The organism is Sphingobacterium thalpophilum, from assembly GCF_901482695.1.
In the GTDB taxonomy this organism is placed as follows: Bacteria; Bacteroidota; Bacteroidia; order Sphingobacteriales; family Sphingobacteriaceae; genus Sphingobacterium; species Sphingobacterium thalpophilum.
In genome coordinates this window covers 43,727-62,053 of record NZ_LR590484.1, presented here as the reverse complement: position 1 = coordinate 62,053, position 18,327 = coordinate 43,727, and the positions used below count along the sequence as shown (strand labels likewise).

16 protein-coding genes are annotated in these 18,327 nt (G+C 47.6%); 6 read left to right on the top strand and 10 right to left on the bottom strand.

The window, feature by feature from the left end; translation table 11 throughout:
• The first annotated feature begins 2 nt into the window (after positions 1-2).
• Genes FGL37_RS00175 through FGL37_RS25655 form a run of 3 tightly spaced genes read left to right on the top strand, consistent with a single transcriptional unit; the run spans position 3 to position 2,208 of the window.
• Positions 3-1,250 (top strand): tetratricopeptide repeat protein, encoded by a 1,248-nt coding sequence (locus FGL37_RS00175; protein WP_028068742.1) that lies wholly within the window; start codon positions 3-5, stop codon positions 1,248-1,250.
• 39 nt (positions 1,251-1,289) lie between these two features.
• Positions 1,290-2,036: a tetratricopeptide repeat protein gene (locus FGL37_RS00170; RefSeq protein WP_028068741.1), complete on the top strand. Its 747-nt coding sequence runs from the start codon at positions 1,290-1,292 to the stop codon at positions 2,034-2,036.
• Between the two features lie 7 nt (positions 2,037-2,043).
• Positions 2,044-2,208, top strand: a complete 165-nt coding sequence (locus FGL37_RS25655) for a hypothetical protein (RefSeq protein ID WP_232048598.1) — start codon at positions 2,044-2,046, stop codon at positions 2,206-2,208.
• Positions 2,209-2,402: 194 nt separating this feature from the next.
• On the opposite strand, the gene FGL37_RS00165 is transcribed toward FGL37_RS25655, so the two are convergent.
• The 3 genes from FGL37_RS00165 to FGL37_RS00155 all read right to left on the bottom strand — a co-directional run bounded on the left by FGL37_RS00165 (position 2,403) and on the right by FGL37_RS00155 (position 5,531).
• A complete protein-coding gene (locus FGL37_RS00165) occupies positions 2,403-3,719 on the bottom strand; it encodes a hypothetical protein (RefSeq protein WP_138096606.1) in 1,317 nt (438 codons plus the stop codon).
• A gap of 116 nt (positions 3,720-3,835) precedes the next feature.
• Complete coding sequence (locus FGL37_RS00160; RefSeq protein ID WP_028068739.1) at positions 3,836-4,510, bottom strand: CPBP family intramembrane glutamic endopeptidase; 675 nt, start codon at positions 4,508-4,510, stop codon at positions 3,836-3,838.
• Positions 4,511-4,520: 10 nt separating this feature from the next.
• Positions 4,521-5,531: a carboxypeptidase-like regulatory domain-containing protein gene (locus tag FGL37_RS00155; protein ID WP_028068738.1), complete on the bottom strand. Its 1,011-nt coding sequence runs from the start codon at positions 5,529-5,531 to the stop codon at positions 4,521-4,523.
• A 220-nt stretch (positions 5,532-5,751) separates the two neighbouring features.
• Here FGL37_RS00155 and FGL37_RS00150 point away from each other — a divergent pair, with 220 nt between their 5' ends.
• Positions 5,752-6,237, top strand: a complete 486-nt coding sequence (locus FGL37_RS00150) for a hypothetical protein (protein WP_028068737.1) — start codon at positions 5,752-5,754, stop codon at positions 6,235-6,237.
• On the opposite strand, the gene FGL37_RS00145 is transcribed toward FGL37_RS00150, so the two are convergent.
• Complete coding sequence (locus FGL37_RS00145) at positions 6,227-6,955, bottom strand: LytR/AlgR family response regulator transcription factor (RefSeq protein WP_028068736.1); 729 nt, start codon at positions 6,953-6,955, stop codon at positions 6,227-6,229. The genes FGL37_RS00150 and FGL37_RS00145 overlap by 11 nt on opposite strands.
• Before the next feature lie 153 nt (positions 6,956-7,108).
• Here FGL37_RS00145 and FGL37_RS00140 point away from each other — a divergent pair, with 153 nt between their 5' ends.
• On the top strand, positions 7,109-8,158 hold the full coding sequence (locus tag FGL37_RS00140) for a sensor histidine kinase (RefSeq protein WP_028068735.1): 1,050 nt from the start codon (positions 7,109-7,111) through the stop codon (positions 8,156-8,158).
• Positions 8,159-8,624: 466 nt separating this feature from the next.
• Here the strand turns inward: FGL37_RS00140 and FGL37_RS00135 are convergent, their stop codons facing one another.
• The 4 genes from FGL37_RS00135 to FGL37_RS00120 are packed head-to-tail and all read right to left on the bottom strand — an operon-like array spanning position 8,625 to position 14,437.
• On the bottom strand, positions 8,625-9,203 hold the full coding sequence (locus tag FGL37_RS00135; protein WP_051606534.1) for a hypothetical protein: 579 nt from the start codon (positions 9,201-9,203) through the stop codon (positions 8,625-8,627).
• A 38-nt stretch (positions 9,204-9,241) separates the two neighbouring features.
• Positions 9,242-9,736: a lipid-binding protein gene (locus FGL37_RS00130; RefSeq protein WP_051606533.1), complete on the bottom strand. Its 495-nt coding sequence runs from the start codon at positions 9,734-9,736 to the stop codon at positions 9,242-9,244.
• 58 nt (positions 9,737-9,794) lie between these two features.
• Positions 9,795-11,249, bottom strand: a complete 1,455-nt coding sequence (locus FGL37_RS00125) for a SusD/RagB family nutrient-binding outer membrane lipoprotein (RefSeq protein WP_037532236.1) — start codon at positions 11,247-11,249, stop codon at positions 9,795-9,797.
• 17 nt (positions 11,250-11,266) lie between these two features.
• Positions 11,267-14,437: a SusC/RagA family TonB-linked outer membrane protein gene (locus FGL37_RS00120; RefSeq protein ID WP_028068733.1), complete on the bottom strand. Its 3,171-nt coding sequence runs from the start codon at positions 14,435-14,437 to the stop codon at positions 11,267-11,269.
• 460 nt (positions 14,438-14,897) lie between these two features.
• On the opposite strand from FGL37_RS00120, the gene FGL37_RS00115 reads away from it, so the two are divergent.
• Entirely contained in the window at positions 14,898-16,346 is a 1,449-nt protein-coding gene (locus FGL37_RS00115; protein ID WP_051606531.1) for a tetratricopeptide repeat protein, read from the top strand.
• Between the two features lie 110 nt (positions 16,347-16,456).
• Here FGL37_RS00115 and FGL37_RS25295 read toward each other — a convergent pair whose 3' ends face one another.
• Positions 16,457-16,624: a hypothetical protein gene (locus FGL37_RS25295; protein ID WP_162835068.1), complete on the bottom strand. Its 168-nt coding sequence runs from the start codon at positions 16,622-16,624 to the stop codon at positions 16,457-16,459.
• A 44-nt stretch (positions 16,625-16,668) separates the two neighbouring features.
• Complete coding sequence (locus tag FGL37_RS00110; RefSeq protein ID WP_028068732.1) at positions 16,669-18,237, bottom strand: fimbrillin family protein; 1,569 nt, start codon at positions 18,235-18,237, stop codon at positions 16,669-16,671.
• Between the last annotated feature and the right edge of the window lie 90 nt (positions 18,238-18,327).

Sequence of the window (18,327 nt, the reverse complement as noted above, 5' to 3'; positions counted from 1 at the left end):
TAATGTTTAAAAATATCCATAAAACGAAATTATTTTTAACTCTTTCGGCGTCAATTTATTTCACGCAGGCCGTGCATGCGCAACGGGCAACCACCACCATAGATCGAAATGAAACAGCGTACGAAATCAATGAACTCTATAAACAGGGCAAATGGGAAGCAGGGAAGAAAATAGCAGATGATGTCCTCAGGAAAAATCCCGAAGACTCCGATATGCGCATGCTTGTCGGCAAATATTATATCCATCGCAAGGATTATGACCGGGCCCGCTATGAGCTTGTCAAATCCCTCAAATCTGCACCTGCAAATGTAGAATCAAAGCATATGCTGGTGACGGTCGAAACCGAAACCCAGCGCTATTCAAGTGCCATCTGCTATGTCAACGAATTATTGGAGGTAAACCCTTACTGGAAAGGACTGTGGCGGAAAAAGATAGAGCTCTACCGCCATATGGGCAACCATGTGGAAGCGGACCGCCTGCTCAAGCGTATCTCACAGATCTATCCGGAGGATAGTGAGCTGAAAAAAGACCGGGAATATATGGCTGAGCAACGCTATCTTCAGGTAAAAAAGGAAGGTAAACTGGATCAGTCCATTGAAGCTATCAAAAAGATGGTTGACGAACGGCCTCTTCAGTACTGGAATTACACGCCTTTAATTGATAGTTACATCAAAGCCGGAGATTTTGCCAATGCGCTGGTCTATACGGAAAGAGCAATAAATCAATTTCCGGCCAGTGACCACTTTTTCCAAAAGAAAATCACCATTCTCGAACGCGAACAGCGCTATGCTGAAATTCTCTCCCTTTTGGATGCTCGCATCAAAAAGGGACAGGGCAATCAGGCATTGTGGAAACAGCAATACCGTTATTTTTTGACGGAATCGGCCCGAAACGCCAGAAACAATGATCCTGCAGCGCTCTATGGTAAGCTCTTTGCCGAATCGCCCAAAAATAAAGAGGCCTTTAATTATGTATTCAACGATCTGTTGGCAAAAGAGCAATATGAAGAGGCTCTGGCTGTATTAAAGAAACATAAAAGCCACGTGGGTTCGACTAAGCAGAATGATATGATGGAGCTGATGGTCTATAAAAGAATGGGGAACTCGTCCAAAGTGGTGACATTGACAAAGGACTTTTTTAATAAATATCCCGGGGATACTGAACTGAGGGAATCCTTTGTCGGAATCAGCCTGCAGGAGGCCAGGGATAATATGCAGGACAGCAATGTCGCTGAAGCTATTCTGGACTAGCAGGAGGCGATACGTTATGGTGATGCTACAGCTATCAGGGTGGCAAAACGGGGGCTCTTCAATGCTTATATGACGTCGGGCCGCTATAAGGAGGCGATGTCATCTTTGACCGACCTGCTGGCCGGGGATCCTGATAATCCTGATTTGCTGTTAAAAAAATCTGATATCTTTCTGAAACAAGGGGATTATGAGCGTGCAATGGACGTGTATGAGCAGGTGCAGAAAAGCCCATATCATCAACCGCTGGTCAATACTTATTTAAGCACAACCGAGCTCTATGCAAAGCAGCTGCTCAACGAAAAGAATCATGAAGAAGCGCTCGCTGTGATTGATAGTGGCTTGGTTTATAAAGACAACAAAGACCTCAGATATATGAAAGGACTCGCTTATGAAGGGCTGCGCAAGTTCGATTCTGCTTACTATTATCAAAAATTTTATGAACCTTCATTGATCGAACTCGACGATTTCAAAGCCCATCTCCGTGCTCTGGCACAAAAAAGTGATCAGAATTATGTAGCCATTTCGCACCTGCGCGCGAGATTTGGGGACGATAACCGGATTACCTCGATCTCTTCCTTCGAATACGGTCGTCTCCAGCAGGGTGGTTCCGCCTATGTCGGGCGCATCCACTATGCCGGAAGGGAAGAAGGAAAAGGGATACAGGGCCAGCTGGAATGGAGCCGCCCCTGGAGCACTGCTTTTGCTACGCGGATCGATATTACGGGATCCGGAGATCAGAAGCTTGTTTATCAAGACCTGGAATGCATACCGCACTCAAAAGTTTGAGGAACAAATGTATTTCATTGAAGTGTATGCCGCACAAATCCGTGATTCGCAGAAAAAAGACTTTAATGTCTGGAAAATAGGTGATAATAATCACGCGCTGAACAAAGCAAAGCTGAAGACGTTTTTACGCCAGAGAGTGAAAGTCATCAATGCCTACGCCAGTACATTGTAACGAATAGGTAGCCGGTTTCGATGAAAAAAAACTATGGTGAGAAGGTAAATATTCTACAGTACGTGGTTGAATAAAAGCTTAAGTACTTTTTATCAAAGAGTTTAAATTGCTGGAATGCATTTTAAACTCTTTGATTTAAGTGGAGTGGGGCAAAAATCTTGCTTTATCCGCTAGCTATACGCCAATACCGTAGATTACGGCTGCTCATAAAATGGTAATTTAAATGTGGCAAAAATATTTTTGGATTCAGTAAATCCACAATCTTTCAACAGATAAAACGTGCCGGTGACGGTCCCTGCGATGTGATCGTCGTCAGATTCGGTGATCGTTACTTTGCCGCTGAATTGTTCGTTTCCGGAACAGGGCCTGTAAAAGTTCCACAACATCACGCGCGGATTTCCCTCACTGAAAGTCATGTAAAATTCCCCCGGTCCGCGGCCCGCGGAATAGTTCTTCCCTGTTAAGCCGTTGCAATAAATATGGACACCTTTACCGGCCTTCACATCGACACCCTCCAGCAACAGTGATACGCCTCTCACCTGTACACCCATTTTGCTGCTCTCAAAAGGCTGTCCGCCAACGGTGCCCTTGAAGTAAGCGTCTGCTGTCAGCTGGATCGACGTCAAAAAAATCATCTTACCTATCGGTCGCCTGCCGCCCGGATATTTGGGGTCGGGAAGACTGCCTTTGGCAGTGATCTCAACCTGTACAGTGACCGTCTTGGAAACAGGGATTGATTCTGGCGCAATATAGACTGCTTTTGCAGGCAGTCCATGCGCGTTTTTCTTGATCTCGAGCTTGCCCGGCCCCGCAGTGATTTTCCAGGTGACGGATGCTGCAGTCGCTGGATGTAGATCCTCAAGCTCGCTGAGCGGCCATTGATCGGCATCTTTGGAACTTGGAGGAGCCAATAGTCCGGTCTGAAAAAGATCCAGCGTCACTCGGTCATTTTTCTCGACTATTTCGCGGTCTTTACGTAGCGTCAGATTTTCAAAAAAAGCCCAGTCGCTAAAATGGTCACTTGTGACAGAGAGTATTCCGGCTTGTTGGTCCAGCACAGTGGGCAACGCACACCAGACGCCATCCGCACGTTGGTAAGCGATCAGCAATCCTTTCTCAGCACCTTCAGTAATATTCATTTTATCGTATCGGAAACTGATCGTCACTGGTTTTGAAAAACGGATCCCTTCCGGTAATATCCGGAAGGCAGGACGGTCTATCCCTTCCTCCAGCGTATTTGTTATCTGGAGGATACTGATCTCGGTAGGGGCTTCAAGGCTACCCTCAGGTATGGTAATACGCAAAGTCTTATCGGCGGTTTCAATCAGGCCTCCATTTTTGCCTATCGTTTTTAGGACGGGAGTTCCGGCTGCTGTGCCTCTGGGTTTGACAGCAGGGATTCCTGTGCTTTCATCGGGCGGTCCGTCGATGTCTTTCGGCCCTTTGCTGCAGCAGATGCCCAGCAGCAAAAGGGGCATAACGATACAAATTAAAAAAGCTGTTTTTCTCATAGTTTTCTATAGTTAATGTCAACCGATATAAAGTGCGGCTGCCTTGATGAGCCGAAAATAGACAACCCTTGAATTCCGCATCTATTTACAGCGGGATGCGGAAAACCCGAATGCGGCTAAATCATGATTTTGAACGGCAGCAGCTTATAGTGTCCCAAAACAAGTAAAGTCCCTTCGACAGCACTATGCAGGACGATATTGATGGAGATGTTGGTATACCTGTGATAAACGAGTGCCATAATGATCCCCCAGCAAAAACCGACTGCAATGCCATACATCGCCAGATGTCCGAATAGCATGCAATAAAGTAATGCACTGATGCTGATAAAAATCCATTTTCCTTTGATGCCGGCCCGTTGCAGTTGGGTATAGACAAAGGACCTGAAGTAAAGCTCTTCGCCGATGGCGGTGATAAACGCAGTTTGGAACAACAGCGTCAGCAGTCCAGTCTTTTCACTGGGTAAGGGTAGGGTTAACGTATACTTCAGCTGCTTTTCTACAAGCCATGTATTGTCAAGAGTCTGTAGTGCCCCCATGCTGCAGACAGCGAAAAAATAGATCAGCATCGCCCTGTTGATATCCAGTAAGGAGGCAAATCTGAAATTAACAGCCTGAAATGCCCCTTTCTGCAGGCTTAGGCCGGCCAGGACGATTAAGGCGACCAATAGTGTAGACTGCCAATAGGGTAGATAGGGATTGAACATGAAGGCATTTGCAAATAACAGGTATATGATCGGGCTAAGCTTGGTAAGGGGCTGACTGTCGTATGCCACTGATGTCTTGATTTCCATGGATGTCTGATCAGTTCATTTCAATAGTTAAGGGCACTTCTTTCCAGTTGCCAAACCAGGCCAGACACTCGGGATCGCCAGGAATAAAGGTCAGTTCTGCTTTTCGTAAAGCATTCTTTGGCGCCAGGCCAAATTCATCTTTCAGGTTGATTCCTTCCTTCATGGAAATGGGTGTTCCGTCACCGGTTTCTATTTCGATCGTGTACCGTCCCAGAGGAATGTTATTGATGTAGAGTTCGCTGTTGAGTACCTGTTTTTTGATGATGAATGTGACCTTTTCGTCTGCATGTACCAGATCGAGCGGCGTCAATCTGATGACGATGACGGTCCCGAGAGGGAAACTTCCGGGCAGCGGAAGGGTTTCTGTTCGCAGGCTATAGGAGAGATGCACGGAGCCTCCCATATAGCTCGTCGGCCATTGGGGGGAGTTGGCAATCTGATCGGGTCTGCCCTCGCCATAGGGGAGCAGCACAAAATTCTTTACAGCTCCGTTGCTCGAGGGAAATTCATTCAACGTACTGTCGGCAGGAAATAGAGAGACAAACGCCCGGCCGCCGGCATGCAGCATATTTAATTTGGCTCCCCAGATTTCGGTATGGCCAACGGGAATTTTTATTTCGTAGTAGCCTCTGGAATCACTTTTGGCAGTGGCCGAGCTGTAAAGTCCTCCGGCAATAGAGGAACGGACGCCGATCTCCGCATCGGGGACAGGACGGCCAAAGACGTCTTTTATATATCCGCGCAGTATGCCCGGTTTTACGTCCAGGGGCGCGAATTTTGGTAACTTGGGGCGTTGTTTTTCCATAACGTTGACATGCCGCCGGTTTCCGGGAACATTCATGCTCTTGGTCCTTGCGGGAAGCTGCGAAAAGGGAAGCTGCGGTCGTATTTCTTCCTGTGGATAGGGCTCCTCGCCGCCATTGGGCGGGTTACTGCCCTTTGAACAGGCTGAAATCATCAGACAGCTGAAAAATAGGGAGGCCATCCGTACGGTTTTTGTAGGGTTGATAAGTTTGTTCATAGCTAATTTTTTTTGCTAAGTTATCCAGCGGACCTTTAGGGCGGCACCTTTTTCGATGAATGGCGCATTATAACTGCTGAGCGGCGTAAAACAGGGCTAAACGAAAGTCATGCATCAGTTCAGGGGCCAGAAAATACCGTTGGTCTCCCTGACATGCTGTTCATCGTTTATTAGGATAAGATATGGTTTAGGGGACGATCTTTGGAAAAAAATAAACGACATGAAAATGATCAGATTAAATGTATTCATTCTTTCGCTGGGTCTATTGGCCCTGTTGAGCGCGGCATGCCATGCCAGTGGGGGGGACCGTCCGCACAGCACTTCTTTTGTAGGCAAAAAATGGCAGATGGAAAAATTAACAGCATCTCCGAGTATTGACTGGGATATCGACGGAGTCAAGGATACCGACATCTTTGCCCTGATCGACCCCTGTGACAAAGATGATGCTCTGATGTTGCGGGAGGACGGCATTGTCATCCGCGAAGGGGGCGCAGAAAAATGTGACGAGGACGAAGATGAGCAGTGGGAAGATGGTACCTGGAAGTATGATGATGCGACCAGCATGCTGACCTTCTCCAAGGAGGCAAAGCTGGATGTGTCCAAAGTGCTGGAATCAAATTCGGAAAAGCTGGTCCTGGAGCACCATTTCAAAAGCACCAAAGGGGAGGAGCATGTGCTGACCGCCGTCTATCGGATCAAAAGATAAGATGCTTAATCGTGGGAAGATAACTTCTCCCTACGGTCAGTTCTGTGCCGTTGTCCATGACGAGAAAGGTTTTTCCGATATCCCGGTAGAGTTCCGAAATGTGCTGCACATTGACGGCGACGGATCGGTGGATACGGAGGAACTTTTCTGGGTCAAGCCTCGATGCCAGTGTGCTGATCCCCGACGAGCTCAGGTACATCTCGGATGATGTATGAAGCTCTGTGTAGTCACCGAATGCCCGGAGGAAAATAATATCGGCCACATCGATGTTGCGGTACCTTTTCTTGGATTCCACCAGGATTCTTTCGGGAAAGGCTGATTTCTTTCCCAAGGTTTCTCCCAGCATGAAAGAAGATGGAACAGAGTTGGTATGCAGCTTTTCCATCGTCTTTACAAACCGTTCCTTGGTATATGGCTTCAGGAGGTAGTCGGTCGCATTCGTTTCAAACGCCTGAATGGCATATTTGTCGTATGCGGTCGTAAAGATCACCTGTGGCACATGGCCGATCTTCTGCAGGACTTCAAAGCCGTTGGCTCCGGGCATCTGGATGTCAAGAAAGATAAGGTCGGGTTCGAGCCGGTCGATCTGCCCGATGGCCTCCAGCCCATTGGCACATTCACCCGCCACATAATAGGCGTCAAATGGTTTCAGATACTGCCTGACCAGCACCCTGCCGTGCTCTTCATCATCGATGATTAATACTGACTTTTTTGCCATGGGATCATACTTTTATGCAAGATAAACAGAAATATTGTTTTGTCCTTATTTTTCGGACAGACGGCATTGTACACCGATGAACGTTAAAAATATGGAGCCGAATCGGCATCAGTAGTTTAAAAAAACTTAAATTCAGGTAAAAAATACGAGTGCATGACACATCTGGGACACTTAGGAAATCCCAAAAGGGAAATATCGCTGTTTATATTCGTTTTGTTGGTGATGAGTGTGCTTTATGCCACACCGCGGCTCTTCGCCGGCGGCTTTTCGGCAGGCTTTTTCAAAGAGCTGCTGGTTGATTGTCTGGTCATGGCAACAGCCTGTCTCCCTGTCTGGTGGTTACATTTTCGCAAATGGACTGCCCTTCCGATGAAAACACGCTTTGCCCTGCATCTGCTCACCGGCATGTTGTACTATGCCATCTGGGTGATCCTCTATCAGTTCTACAACCGCTGGATGGGGATACCCCTCATGACCGGCAGACAGATGGTACAGAATATCGGTCCCAATCTGCTGTTTTATATCCAGGTATTCAGTTCGTTGCATATTGATCTGTTTTTCCGTGAGCGGGAGTATCAGCAGAACAGGGAGAGAGAATTGCGTGAACTTGCCCATCGGGCAGAGATCGAAAGCCTCAAGGCCCAGATCCAGCCTCATTTTCTGTTCAATACGCTGAATAGTATCAGTGCATCGGTACCCGCAGAAAACGAGCATACCCGCGTCCTGATTGCTCAGCTGGCGGATACCTTTCGGTATGCGCTTCGCTCCACCAGGGAGGAGCTGGTGCCGCTCTGGCAGGAACTCGATTTTTTGAAAAATTACCTGTTGCTGGAACAGAGCAGGTTCGGAAAAAGACTGGAATTTAAAATTGTTGCCGATGACGGATGCCGGCAGGTCAGCATTCCTCCGATGCTGTTGCAGCCTCTGGTGGAGAACGCGATAAAGCATGGCATTGAACCGGCTGTAGATGGGGGACGGATAGATATTACCTGCAGCCTGGAGCAGGGATTGATCCAGTTTTGCATTCGGAATACTGGTGCTCTGTATACAGGGACGGTCGAGGGAATGTTTAATGCGGACGGGGTCGGACTTTCAAATACGGCCAAACGTCTATCGAACCAGTTCGGAGAAAAACTCCATATTGCGCTTGACGAAAATGGAGCGGTAACAGTTTCTTTTGCGCTTCCGGCTGGTCCGCGCTAGCTACCTGTCGTTGGTCTGCCAGTATATGCATCTCATCGAAAAGATCAGCACCGTAACCACAGGACGACGATATTTGTCAACAGTTAGTAATACTAGTTTCATTTCATATGTGGCATGTCGTGACGATATTCCGATGTTTATTTAAGAGTTACCAGGGGCTCCTCAAGCCCTTGGTTTCCTTTTTCGGGCCATTCAACGACCAAAAGTGCTGTTCATCGAATTTATCGCCCAAGATGTTCAAAAAGTTTCATATTTGATAACAAACTGTGGTAAGGTTTATTTTCATACGGGACATGTCGTGAGATATTTCCAGTTAAAAAGTGTTTATTTCGGGGTCTGCAAAGACCCCGATTTTTTGTTTTATCGGGCAGACAGCCGCTGGACGTATAGCTGACCGTAAAAAAAAAAGGTGCCCCAATAGGGACACCGTCAGCAAACCAGGGAAAAGCGGGGCTGGATATGCTTGCTAGAACGTGTATTTCACACCGAATCCGCCACTCTTGCTCGCAAACCCGCCACCGCTGTTTAAGGTATATCCGGGCTGCCAGTCTACACTGATCGCGATAGGCAGCTTGTCAATTTTGTATTCAAGTCCGGCGACGCCATCCACACCATAGGAAAACGATGAACTATCCAGCTCGCTGTCTTCAAATCCCTTGAGTTTGATGTAGCCCAGCGAGGCCCCACCACCCAGATACCAGCGGAGTCCCGGTACAGCGAAACTGCCATGATATTCATAGAGCGCGGTAAGATTCAGGGCAGTACCAAGGCCGCTCATCCCATCATAGTGGACAATGGCCTCAAAGGCCGCATTATCCTTTACAAAGAACTTTCCGGTAGCACTGATGCCCCAAAGAAATTTGATGCCCAGTGCGGCCTTATAAGGCTGTTCTGAATGTTGCACCACAGATGATGCTGCTGTTCTGCCTTCTTTCGCCGGGGAGGTCGTGGTACCCTGTGGAGCCGCAGCATCTTTTTGCTGCGCAAATACAGGAGCAGCGATTATATATGCTCCTGTCATCAACAATAGTTGTTTAAATTTCATGTATAATGGATTAAAAATAAATTCACTGGTCTTAGGTCTTAATATTCATCTTCGGGCCAGGCAGTACGCCGGTGCCCTTTGACGGTATAGATATCGCCTTCGGCGCCGGTTTTATATTTAATATAGATACTGTCCGCCATCACATCACTGGGTTGCTTGGACGCATTTAACAGCACCTTGCCCTCGATGATCGAGAAATTGACCGCTGGATCGGTCTGGGTATCCTGATAATCGCCGGCAACAAAAGTCCTGTTGGCCACATTCACTTTGATCTTTGCTAGAATAGTGGGCCGCGATGAGGTGATCAGTCGAAACCAGGCGGCATCGGGTACATTGTCCGAGGTGTTATAGGTGCGCAGTATCGATAGGTCACCGACACGTCCGCCATCGGCATTGTATATATGTGTGTGCCATTCGCCGGACATCGGAAAAATAGGGGAATATTCGACTGCGGGCTGCTCTTTCCTGCAGGCGGCAGCGCCCAGAAGGAAGAGTCCTGTTATGATGAGTGTTCTATTGTAACGTGATTTCATGATGCTGTTCCTTTATTTGTTTGGTAACTATTTCTGCTGATTTTCCATACTCCTGTACTTATTTTTTGTGCCACCACATCTTCGTATTGATCGGAACGACCTTGGGGGTATTGGGGTTAAAGTCAGACGAATTTTTTGGATAAGCCAGCCGACGTGGCAGCTCATTGCCCGGAAGAGCGGAATTGACAGACACGGTATAGTGCCCTGCAACGTAATTGGGGCTGTCTGGTTCTACGGTGCTTACCCTCGGATATCCGGTGCGGTTCTGGTCGTAGAATGAATCCCAGGCCTGACAGCGGGTGGCAGCCACCCATTTCTGCAGGATAATCTGTTCAAGCATGGATTCCACGGCTCCGGGGCGAAAAGCATATTTGCCATTTTCTGCAAGAAAAGGCGCGGCGTTTTTACCCCAGCGTGCAAATGCAGCTGTAACGCCAGCGTTGTAATGTGCCGCCGCTTTGGCAGGTTCGCCTGTCCGGGCAAAGGCTTCGGCCTGTAAAAATTCAACCTCGGCATAGGACATGAAATAGACTGGATCGGTCGCCGCCAGTGAGGCCCGCGAAGAGATGACGGTAGAGGACGCAAAATAATCTCCCTGACGATAGGCTTCGTAATTTCCATTCGATGCAAGTTCAAAAAAATCCGAAATACGCGGATCACCCTTTTGCTGCAGATAATACAGTAAGGTACGGCTTGCACGGATGTTGGGGCCACCCAGCGTTCTTCTTTCGGACTCGTAAAGGGGATTGGACTTGCTTACCTGATCCTCAAATGCAGTCATTTTTGCATCCGTGTTCAGTAGATCCGCTTCGTTCAGAAGCGTGGTAATAGCGGCTCGGTTGGCGTCGAAATCGCGCATCAGTATTTTTAGTTTGAGTGACTTGGCAAATTTCCGCCAATGGTCCATATTCCCGGCAAATACAAAATCATTTGTTCCCATGCTGGGAGCCTGCCTGGCCTGCTCAATCTTTGCTAGGGCTGCATCCAGCTGTTCGAGGATCAAACCGTTTGCGGTCTTTCCGTCGTCCCACTTGGGGGTGAACTGTCCCAGATCCCCCTGAAGCCCTTCTTTAATGGGCAGGTCGCCGTATAAATCGACCAATACATGGTAATCAAAGGCCAGCATAATGCTTGAAGCCACAAAATAGTGCCACTGGCCCATCCCTTCGGCCTTTGTCCTAGCGAGCTGTAGATCCTTCATACCTCCGCCAAAAAGATTGAACCAGATACCGTTGTAGGATTGATTGGTCAGGCTATAGGAGTCGATGTCCCTGTATTGGCTGGAATTGTTGTTTTGTGTATAATGCTGTGACCAAAGGCCCCCAAGCAATTGAAGATCGCCACCTATTTTGGCGGCGCTGTAGGCGACTCCCGAGGGGAACAGCAGGTGAGGGCTCGCATCCTGCTCGGACGGATCGTACGGATCGATATTAATATCAAGGCTCTTGGAACAGGCACCCAAAAAAAGGGTACTTACCAAAACCATATAACCTATTTTCTTTAAATTTCTCATAGCAAACTTCAATAAGATTAAAAACGAACGCTAACACTCCCACCAAAACTTCTGGAGGTCGGGCCTACCGCAAATTCCCCATAGTTGGACCGGATATCATTGCCGTAATTGGAGGATTCGGGATCGACAAAATTGTTATTCTTCGGTGTCCAGAGGAAAACGTTGCGGGCGACCAGGCTGAAATCTATCCCTTTGATTTTCGAACCCAGAGCAGATTTCGGCAATGTGTATGTCAATACGATTTCCCGAAGCTTAATAAAGTCCCGCTTTAGCACCGCTTCGCTATATTGTGCATTGTTGGTATTGGGATCCCAGTAGCCGTATTGATTACCTGCAGAGATGGGCCGGTCATTCTCCACATAGCTGCCGTCTGCCAGCTGTCTGACCGAATTTGGCACAAGCCAGGGCTGCCTTTCATTGAAGGTGGTCTTCACTGCGTTTCCGACAAAATAGTTTAGCTGAGCAGTATAGGAATAGAAGTACCCGCCCTTACGCCAGTCCAGCACAGTCCCCAGACTCCAGTCTTTATAGGCAAATCGGGTTGTGAAGCCCAGTACAAAGTCGGGCTCATGTTTGCCGACAGCGCGTTTGACATTGGCGTCGGCAATGGGTATACCCGAATTATTGACGACTGTCCTACCGACAAAGGGACCTTCGGCCACGGTCATGACCTTTGGAACCTTGTAGATCCCCAGAGGCTGCCCAACCTCGGCGATAAAGTCTACACCATACGTGGTATAAATATTATATTCTCTCACGTTATCCCAGAGTTTGGCGACCTTGCTGCGATTCTGGGTGAAATTGACACCCAGGTCCAACTGAAAAGTTCCGGTTTTCATCGGGGTGGTATTTAAGCCGATCTCGACACCCTTATTCCGGATATCACCAATATTCCTCGTCCGCGTTGTGAAGCCGGTTTCGGGCGAAATGTCTGCAGCAATGATCTGGTCCACCGTTTTACGGTTATAATACGAGAGGTCCAGACGGATCCGGTCCCGTAGAAAGCGCATATCGGTACCAAATTCGAGTTCGGTTGTAATTTCGGGCCTTAATTCCTGATTCCCTAGAATTTTGCTATGCTGCAAGCCCGCACTACCACCCAGGGGGAGAATCATTGAACCGAAACCTAGTGCAATCTGTGTTGCTCCATACACGTTTTCCGTTAAATACGGTGAAGCATCATTGCCTGTTTTTCCCCATGCGGCACGCACTTTCAGGAAATTGAACTGATCGGACCTTAATCCCGGGAATGCCTCCGTCACCACCAGGGAGGTATTTGCCCCGCCATAAAAATAGTTGCGGTGATCGGCAGGCAGGGTCGAAGACCAGTCCGAACGGAATGAGCCATTGATATACCAGAAGTTCTTATAGCTGAACGTAAGGTCTGCAAGCAGACCCATCAGTCGCTGCCGCATAAAAATATTGTTGGAAACCGGATTTCCGGTGGTATTTTTCAGGCTATACCAACCCGGTATGTTCAGTCCGGAGATAAATGAATTGAGTTCGGAGTGGCCTCGCTGATTAAAATTGAAACCTGCAGTTCCCGTCAGATTCATGTCCGGATTCAGCTGCTTGTCGCCTTGCAGCATCAAGGTCGCATCCAGTTGATTGGTTTTCCGGTAGAATTCAGCATAACGTCCCGTAATTGGGGCTTTGTCGTGTTCGGCAGCCGGTGATCCGGCGGTATAGCTTATCTTCTGCGCAAAATCGATGGTCCTGTTGTTGCCAAAATCTCCACCTAGTTTTCCGGCAATGCGTAGCCAGGGCAGGAGTTTATAGGAGAGGTTGATATTCCCGTAAAAACGGTCGTCCTGAAACTTTCTGCCGTTATCCACCAGCGCCTTATAGGGGTTGGATGCATACGATGTATAATAATTGTCGTCGTTATAGTATTTGTTCATATAGTCCCGCATCGCGGCAATGGGAATGTCAACGGGGATCTGTATCAGTTCCTGGAAAGTCACATTTCCACCGTCCGAGGCGCCCTGTCCTTGATAGACCGCGTCCAGATCCCGCCGGACATAGTTGACGCCGTAGCTCATCTCAAATTTATCCAGCTTCGTATCACCCTTAAACGAAAAGTTATTGCGCTTCAGCTTATCGGGGTGGCCCGGCAAAATGCCCTGCTGGTAAAAATTACCGTAGGAAAAATGGTACGACGACGTTTCGCCACCCCCGGAGATCGCTAGCGTATTGGTGGCATCTAGTCCGTTTACATAGAAGTTGCGAATATTATCTTTGACGTATGCAAAAGGCTTGGTCTGGGCCACGCCGTCGACCACTGAACCCCAGGCGCGCACGATACCATCGAGCTTGGGACCCCAGGAACCATTTTCGTTGGAATCGTAGTCTGGCCAGCCTTGTCCGAACATGTTTTGGGTCTGTGGTACCATCAGCACACTGCTCGAATTGATAGCGCCAGTATAGGTCACCGCAAGCTGCTGACCCAGTTTGCCGCGCTTCGTCGTTATCATAATAACACCATGAGCTCCTCTTGAACCATATAAAGCCGTTGCCGAGGCTCCTTTTAAGATGGTCATGGATTCTATATCGTCGGGATTGATATCGTTGGCCGTGTTTCCCAGATCGACAGACCTGGTCGTCCCGATATCCCCCTGCATGCTGTTATTGATGGGGACGCCGTCCACCACATACAATGGGTTGTTGCCTGAAAAGGACGATATCCCGCGGATAATGACTTTGGTGGATCCGCCCACCGTGCCTGCATTGGAAATGCTGACACCGGCAACTTTTCCCTGCAGGCCGGTCATGGCGGTCATGTTGTTGGCCGCGGTAATGTCGTCGGACTTAAATGTGGTCGCGGCATAGCCCAGTGCCCTGCTCTGTCTTGAACTTCCCATGGCGGTGACAACCACCTCCTGCAGGGCATTTGAAGATTCGTCCAGACGTATATTAAAGATAGACTGTCCCTTGGTGACGATAACCGTCTTTTCTGAAAAGCCCACCGAATGGAACACGATTGCCTTTCCTGTAGGCACAACAAGCGAATAGTTGCCGCCCGCATCGGTCTGGCTGGCGAGGTTAGATCCTTGGACGGCGACCGTCACACCTGCCAATGGTCTGCCGTCAGGCCCCGTGACGCGGCCGCTCACCTTTTGCTCCTGAGCAAAAGCAACAGCAGTCAGGGCTACACTGCCGACAATTAAACTGAGTAATTTGTGTTTCATAATTTTATGTTATAGTCCTCTTTTGTCGCGTTAGGAATATCGGCGGGTAACCTTATCCTGTAGCGAAGATATCTGCCTGGGCGATAATGCAGACAAGAATTAGACGAACGGCATTTGCCGGCGGTCATCCGGCAAAAAATGACGTCCAATAGCGGACGGGCTTTTCTGCTTTAATAAAAATTGGAAGTGGGCTCCTTTCGCCCTGCCACATGGGTACGACAAATTCTTTTAATTGATCTTTCGATCTTTTAATGTTTGTATAATGTTGTTTATCAGTTATTTTTATGGTTTTTGTGCACTATTGTTAATGGGGTTAACTATTTGTTTCCCGTCTTTTTTTGTTTGTCTTCTTTATGTTTGTCGTACGTATGTAGTACCTATTTTTTTTCGCTTTATTGGATTTTTTTTGTTGTATCGCGGGAAAATCGAATTTTTGCCTTGTCTATATTATCCTTGATCGATGAAGATTTTTGCCATTTTATGTTTGCTTAGCTTACCTATTTACAACTTTGCGCAGTACAGTACCCGGGAGATCGACACCCTGTTGATAAACGAAAAACCGGCCGGACAGAACGCTTCGGGCATGGAACGAATCTTATGGAACAAAAAGATCATTGATCTTGCACATAAAATGAATTATCAAAAAGGGAAGGTGCTAGGTTACACGAACGTGGGGCGGATCCTCCGACAAAATTTTGAACTTAAGGAGAGTTTAAAATACCTGCATATTGCTGAAGACCTCTCCAAAAATGTGGACGATAATTTTGTAAAAGGACGTTTATATATCGAATATGCGCAGGTGTTTAATCAGCTCGGGCTTTTCGAAACAGCTGTTAAATACTGTGACATAGGGATCGCGCATTATACAAAATTGAAGCCTGCTGACCGGTACAGGAAAGCATTGCGATATGCCTATGGGTGTCGGGGGGCATATTATCAGGAGTTAGATCCCATAAGGGCATTGGCTAGTCTGCGTAAAGCAGTGGAGCTGGATCCGACTCCGATTGCGTTGAGTAATATCGCTACGCACTATCTAAAATTTGAATACAACGAAGATTCGATTCAGCTGTATCTTAAACGATCTTTCGAACTGCTCGATAGCCCGGTCTTTAAAAACAACAGTTATCACCGATCTGCTGTTCTGCTGACGAAGGCAGACTTTTTAATGCATAGTCATCAGTACCGCGAAGCGATAGTCTGTTTCAGGGAGGTGTTCGAATTATCGAAAAATTTTGTCGGTCAGGACATGGTTCTGGCAGCCTATAGGGGTATAGCCAGAGCTTACCAACAGCTAGGTAGCACCAAAAAGGGAACGGATTTCCTGCAGCGGGCCAAAATACTGGAAGACAGTCTGGTCATGGCGAGAAACAGGGGGCTGGCCGTGTCAGTGGACAAGCTTTTTGCCGACAATAGAACTTTTCAGCAGTCGCTGGACCGGCAGCGGGTAGAATTGGGCCTTACGCTTGCTGTATGTTTGGGTATCCTGGTGCTGGTTGCTTTTTTTCTTTTCGGTTATCGCAAAAAAATGCTGATCAGGATACAGGAGCGGGACCAGGAGCATGGAGTATTGCTGGATCAGGTGAATAATGAAAACGAAGAGCTGTTCAGCCGGAAAGTTGATCATCTGATTGAACTGGCTAAGGAAAATGATCCGAAATTTTTTATTGTTTTTCAGGAAGTCTATCTCGCATTCTTCGAGCGGTTGAGATCAATAGATCCTAAAATCAGCAATGAAACATTAAAGTTCTGCGCCCTCCTGAAGCTGAATTTTTCCACGAAAGATATCTCACTCTACACTCATATTGAAGTCAGAAGTGTCCAGACAAGGAAAAGCAGGCTAAGAAAACAGCTCAATATTCCTTCGGATGTAGACCTGAATGTCTTTATGGATCAGCTCTGTGGAGACTAAAATAGCTGGGCAAATGATCTACAAAAAAAGAAGACTGCCCTATGTTGAGCAGTCTCTTCTGTCGATGGTTCTGTTCGGTTGCCCCTAAGCTACCCTCCAGGACACATAGCTTACCAGTCTATCGTCTGATTGATATCATCGGTTTTATTCCAGGACTGCTCGGGGCTGTTTGTTGTTGTGCCCCCTGCCGAACCTGCCGCAATGCCTTGTTCAAGTTCTACGTTGATTGTCTCTATACGTGGGCTGATATAGACGTTTTTTGAGTGATCTGTTTTCATGTGATTATGAATTGTTGACTAATTTATATGTTATTGCTGCTGGGTTAGTTGCACGATATCTTCTTTCTTCCACTGCCGGCGCCGACCATTTCCGTTTTACCCTGTACGATCTGTGTAATTTTCACTGTATTGGAGGTCGGGCTCCAGTTAACCTGGTTGAATGATCCGGCTGTCAGGCGCAGCGGATAGAGCGCACCACCGGAAACCTTACTACCGTACAGCTTAACCTCACCTGTACGGCTGATGACGACGCGAAGAATTGGTGCGGCTGCAGTTCCGGTCAGGGAGTAAATCTGTGAAATATTGCTGCCGCCTTCTGTATTCACGCCGGCATATTGACTACCATCTTCAAACTCCACATTTTTGGGAGCAAGGCTGTTGCTCGTCGCTTCAAACTGAATTTCCTGAGTTGCTAACGGTTGCCCGTTCACCTCCATATTGAAGGAGTTGTCGAGACGTAAAATATCGAAAACAAATCCATAATCCGCGCCAGGCGCCTGTAGTGTTTGCTCAACAACACTGCCGTTTGGCCTAAATTGGCCATTGACAGTTGCTCCCCCGTTTGTGGCAGGATAGTTCCAGTTCAGGTCAGCTCCGCCGGTGACTTCCTGTGTACAGGTTTTGAAGTTCAGATTGAGATTATATCGTTGTCCCGGCACAATGTGCAGTCCAGCGAAAGATACATTATTCTTCGTTTCACCATCGATTGTGATGGTACCGATGTTGAAAGTACCGTTCGTCTCACCGGGGTTGAGCAATAGGGTGGGATTGCTTGCCACGGTTCTCAGACCAGTGCCCAATAGCGGAAAAGCTACCGGTGCTGATGCGGTCGGTAAGTTCCATTGTGTGATCGTGCCGTCGGATAGTTTTAGATCTGCACTTGTATAAGTCGGCGTGATTGTGGGATTGACAAGGTTGGTAATATATCCTGTCATGTCTGTAGCCATGCTCAGACTGGTCGTTATCTGGCTGTATTTGTGCGCGAGGACGACGTCCAGATTGTTGGTGCCTGTCTGGACAGTCAGGTCTCCTTTGAAATACATAAGGTCGGCACTAACATCTTCCAAAGTTGCAGCCGATAGGCTTTGCGGATTGCTCACCGTAGGAACAGTGGAGGTGCTATTGATGGAGTAGGCCACGAAGGTATAGGTTTTGCCAGCCTCCAGTTCGAGTTCGGCAGCGTTGTCTACCGTATTGGTATAAATCTGCTCTTTTACATAGTCTCCATTGCTATCGTAGACTACGACTTTATATTTTATATTAGCGTCCAGCGGTGTTCTCTCTTCAACTGTGGCAGCCTTGGTTGCGGAGGCAGCGCGTAAGGAAATACCGTTGGCAGGAGCGGACGCACTTGTCAATGTGGCTTCAAAAGAACTTGTCTCCGTAAAGGGGATAACGACGGATTGCGACACCGAACGGCTTGTCGTTTGCGTGCTTCCTTTTTTGTTGATGGAGATCGGATTTTCAACGCCCAGTAATCGCACTTTAACACTCGCTGTGTTCATGGATGCAACACTGTCTTTGCTTTCTTTACAGGAATAAAAGGAGCCGCAGGCCAATGCTACCAAAGACAGTGTTGTCCAGCTGCCTACAGTTTTAAATTGTGAAGTCATGTTCTTGTTTTTTAATTGTTTTTTTTAATGGTGTTATTTGTTAATATTGCTGTTGCTTTTGTTTGTTATGTAATTAAATATCTCTAACCG

What these genes read in the sequence shown, in the direction of transcription:
- FGL37_RS00135 (WP_051606534.1), bottom strand. Translation starts at nt 9,203, where the DNA reads ATGAAATTTAAACAACTATTGTTGATGACAGGAGCATATATAATCGCT.
- FGL37_RS00140 (WP_028068735.1), top strand. Translation starts at nt 7,109, where the DNA reads ATGACACATCTGGGACACTTAGGAAATCCCAAAAGGGAAATATCGCTG.
- FGL37_RS00175 (WP_028068742.1), top strand. Translation starts at nt 3, where the DNA reads ATGTTTAAAAATATCCATAAAACGAAATTATTTTTAACTCTTTCGGCG.
- FGL37_RS00120 (WP_028068733.1), bottom strand. Translation starts at nt 14,437, where the DNA reads ATGAAACACAAATTACTCAGTTTAATTGTCGGCAGTGTAGCCCTGACT.
- FGL37_RS00160 (WP_028068739.1), bottom strand. Translation starts at nt 4,510, where the DNA reads ATGGAAATCAAGACATCAGTGGCATACGACAGTCAGCCCCTTACCAAG.
- FGL37_RS25295 (WP_162835068.1), bottom strand. Translation starts at nt 16,624, where the DNA reads ATGAAAACAGATCACTCAAAAAACGTCTATATCAGCCCACGTATAGAG.
- FGL37_RS00150 (WP_028068737.1), top strand. Translation starts at nt 5,752, where the DNA reads ATGAAAATGATCAGATTAAATGTATTCATTCTTTCGCTGGGTCTATTG.
- FGL37_RS00145 (WP_028068736.1), bottom strand. Translation starts at nt 6,955, where the DNA reads ATGGCAAAAAAGTCAGTATTAATCATCGATGATGAAGAGCACGGCAGG.
- FGL37_RS00125 (WP_037532236.1), bottom strand. Translation starts at nt 11,249, where the DNA reads ATGAGAAATTTAAAGAAAATAGGTTATATGGTTTTGGTAAGTACCCTT.
- FGL37_RS00165 (WP_138096606.1), bottom strand. Translation starts at nt 3,719, where the DNA reads ATGAGAAAAACAGCTTTTTTAATTTGTATCGTTATGCCCCTTTTGCTG.
- FGL37_RS00115 (WP_051606531.1), top strand. Translation starts at nt 14,898, where the DNA reads ATGAAGATTTTTGCCATTTTATGTTTGCTTAGCTTACCTATTTACAAC.
- FGL37_RS00110 (WP_028068732.1), bottom strand. Translation starts at nt 18,237, where the DNA reads ATGACTTCACAATTTAAAACTGTAGGCAGCTGGACAACACTGTCTTTG.
- FGL37_RS00155 (WP_028068738.1), bottom strand. Translation starts at nt 5,531, where the DNA reads ATGAACAAACTTATCAACCCTACAAAAACCGTACGGATGGCCTCCCTA.
- FGL37_RS25655 (WP_232048598.1), top strand. Translation starts at nt 2,044, where the DNA reads ATGTATTTCATTGAAGTGTATGCCGCACAAATCCGTGATTCGCAGAAA.
- FGL37_RS00130 (WP_051606533.1), bottom strand. Translation starts at nt 9,736, where the DNA reads ATGAAATCACGTTACAATAGAACACTCATCATAACAGGACTCTTCCTT.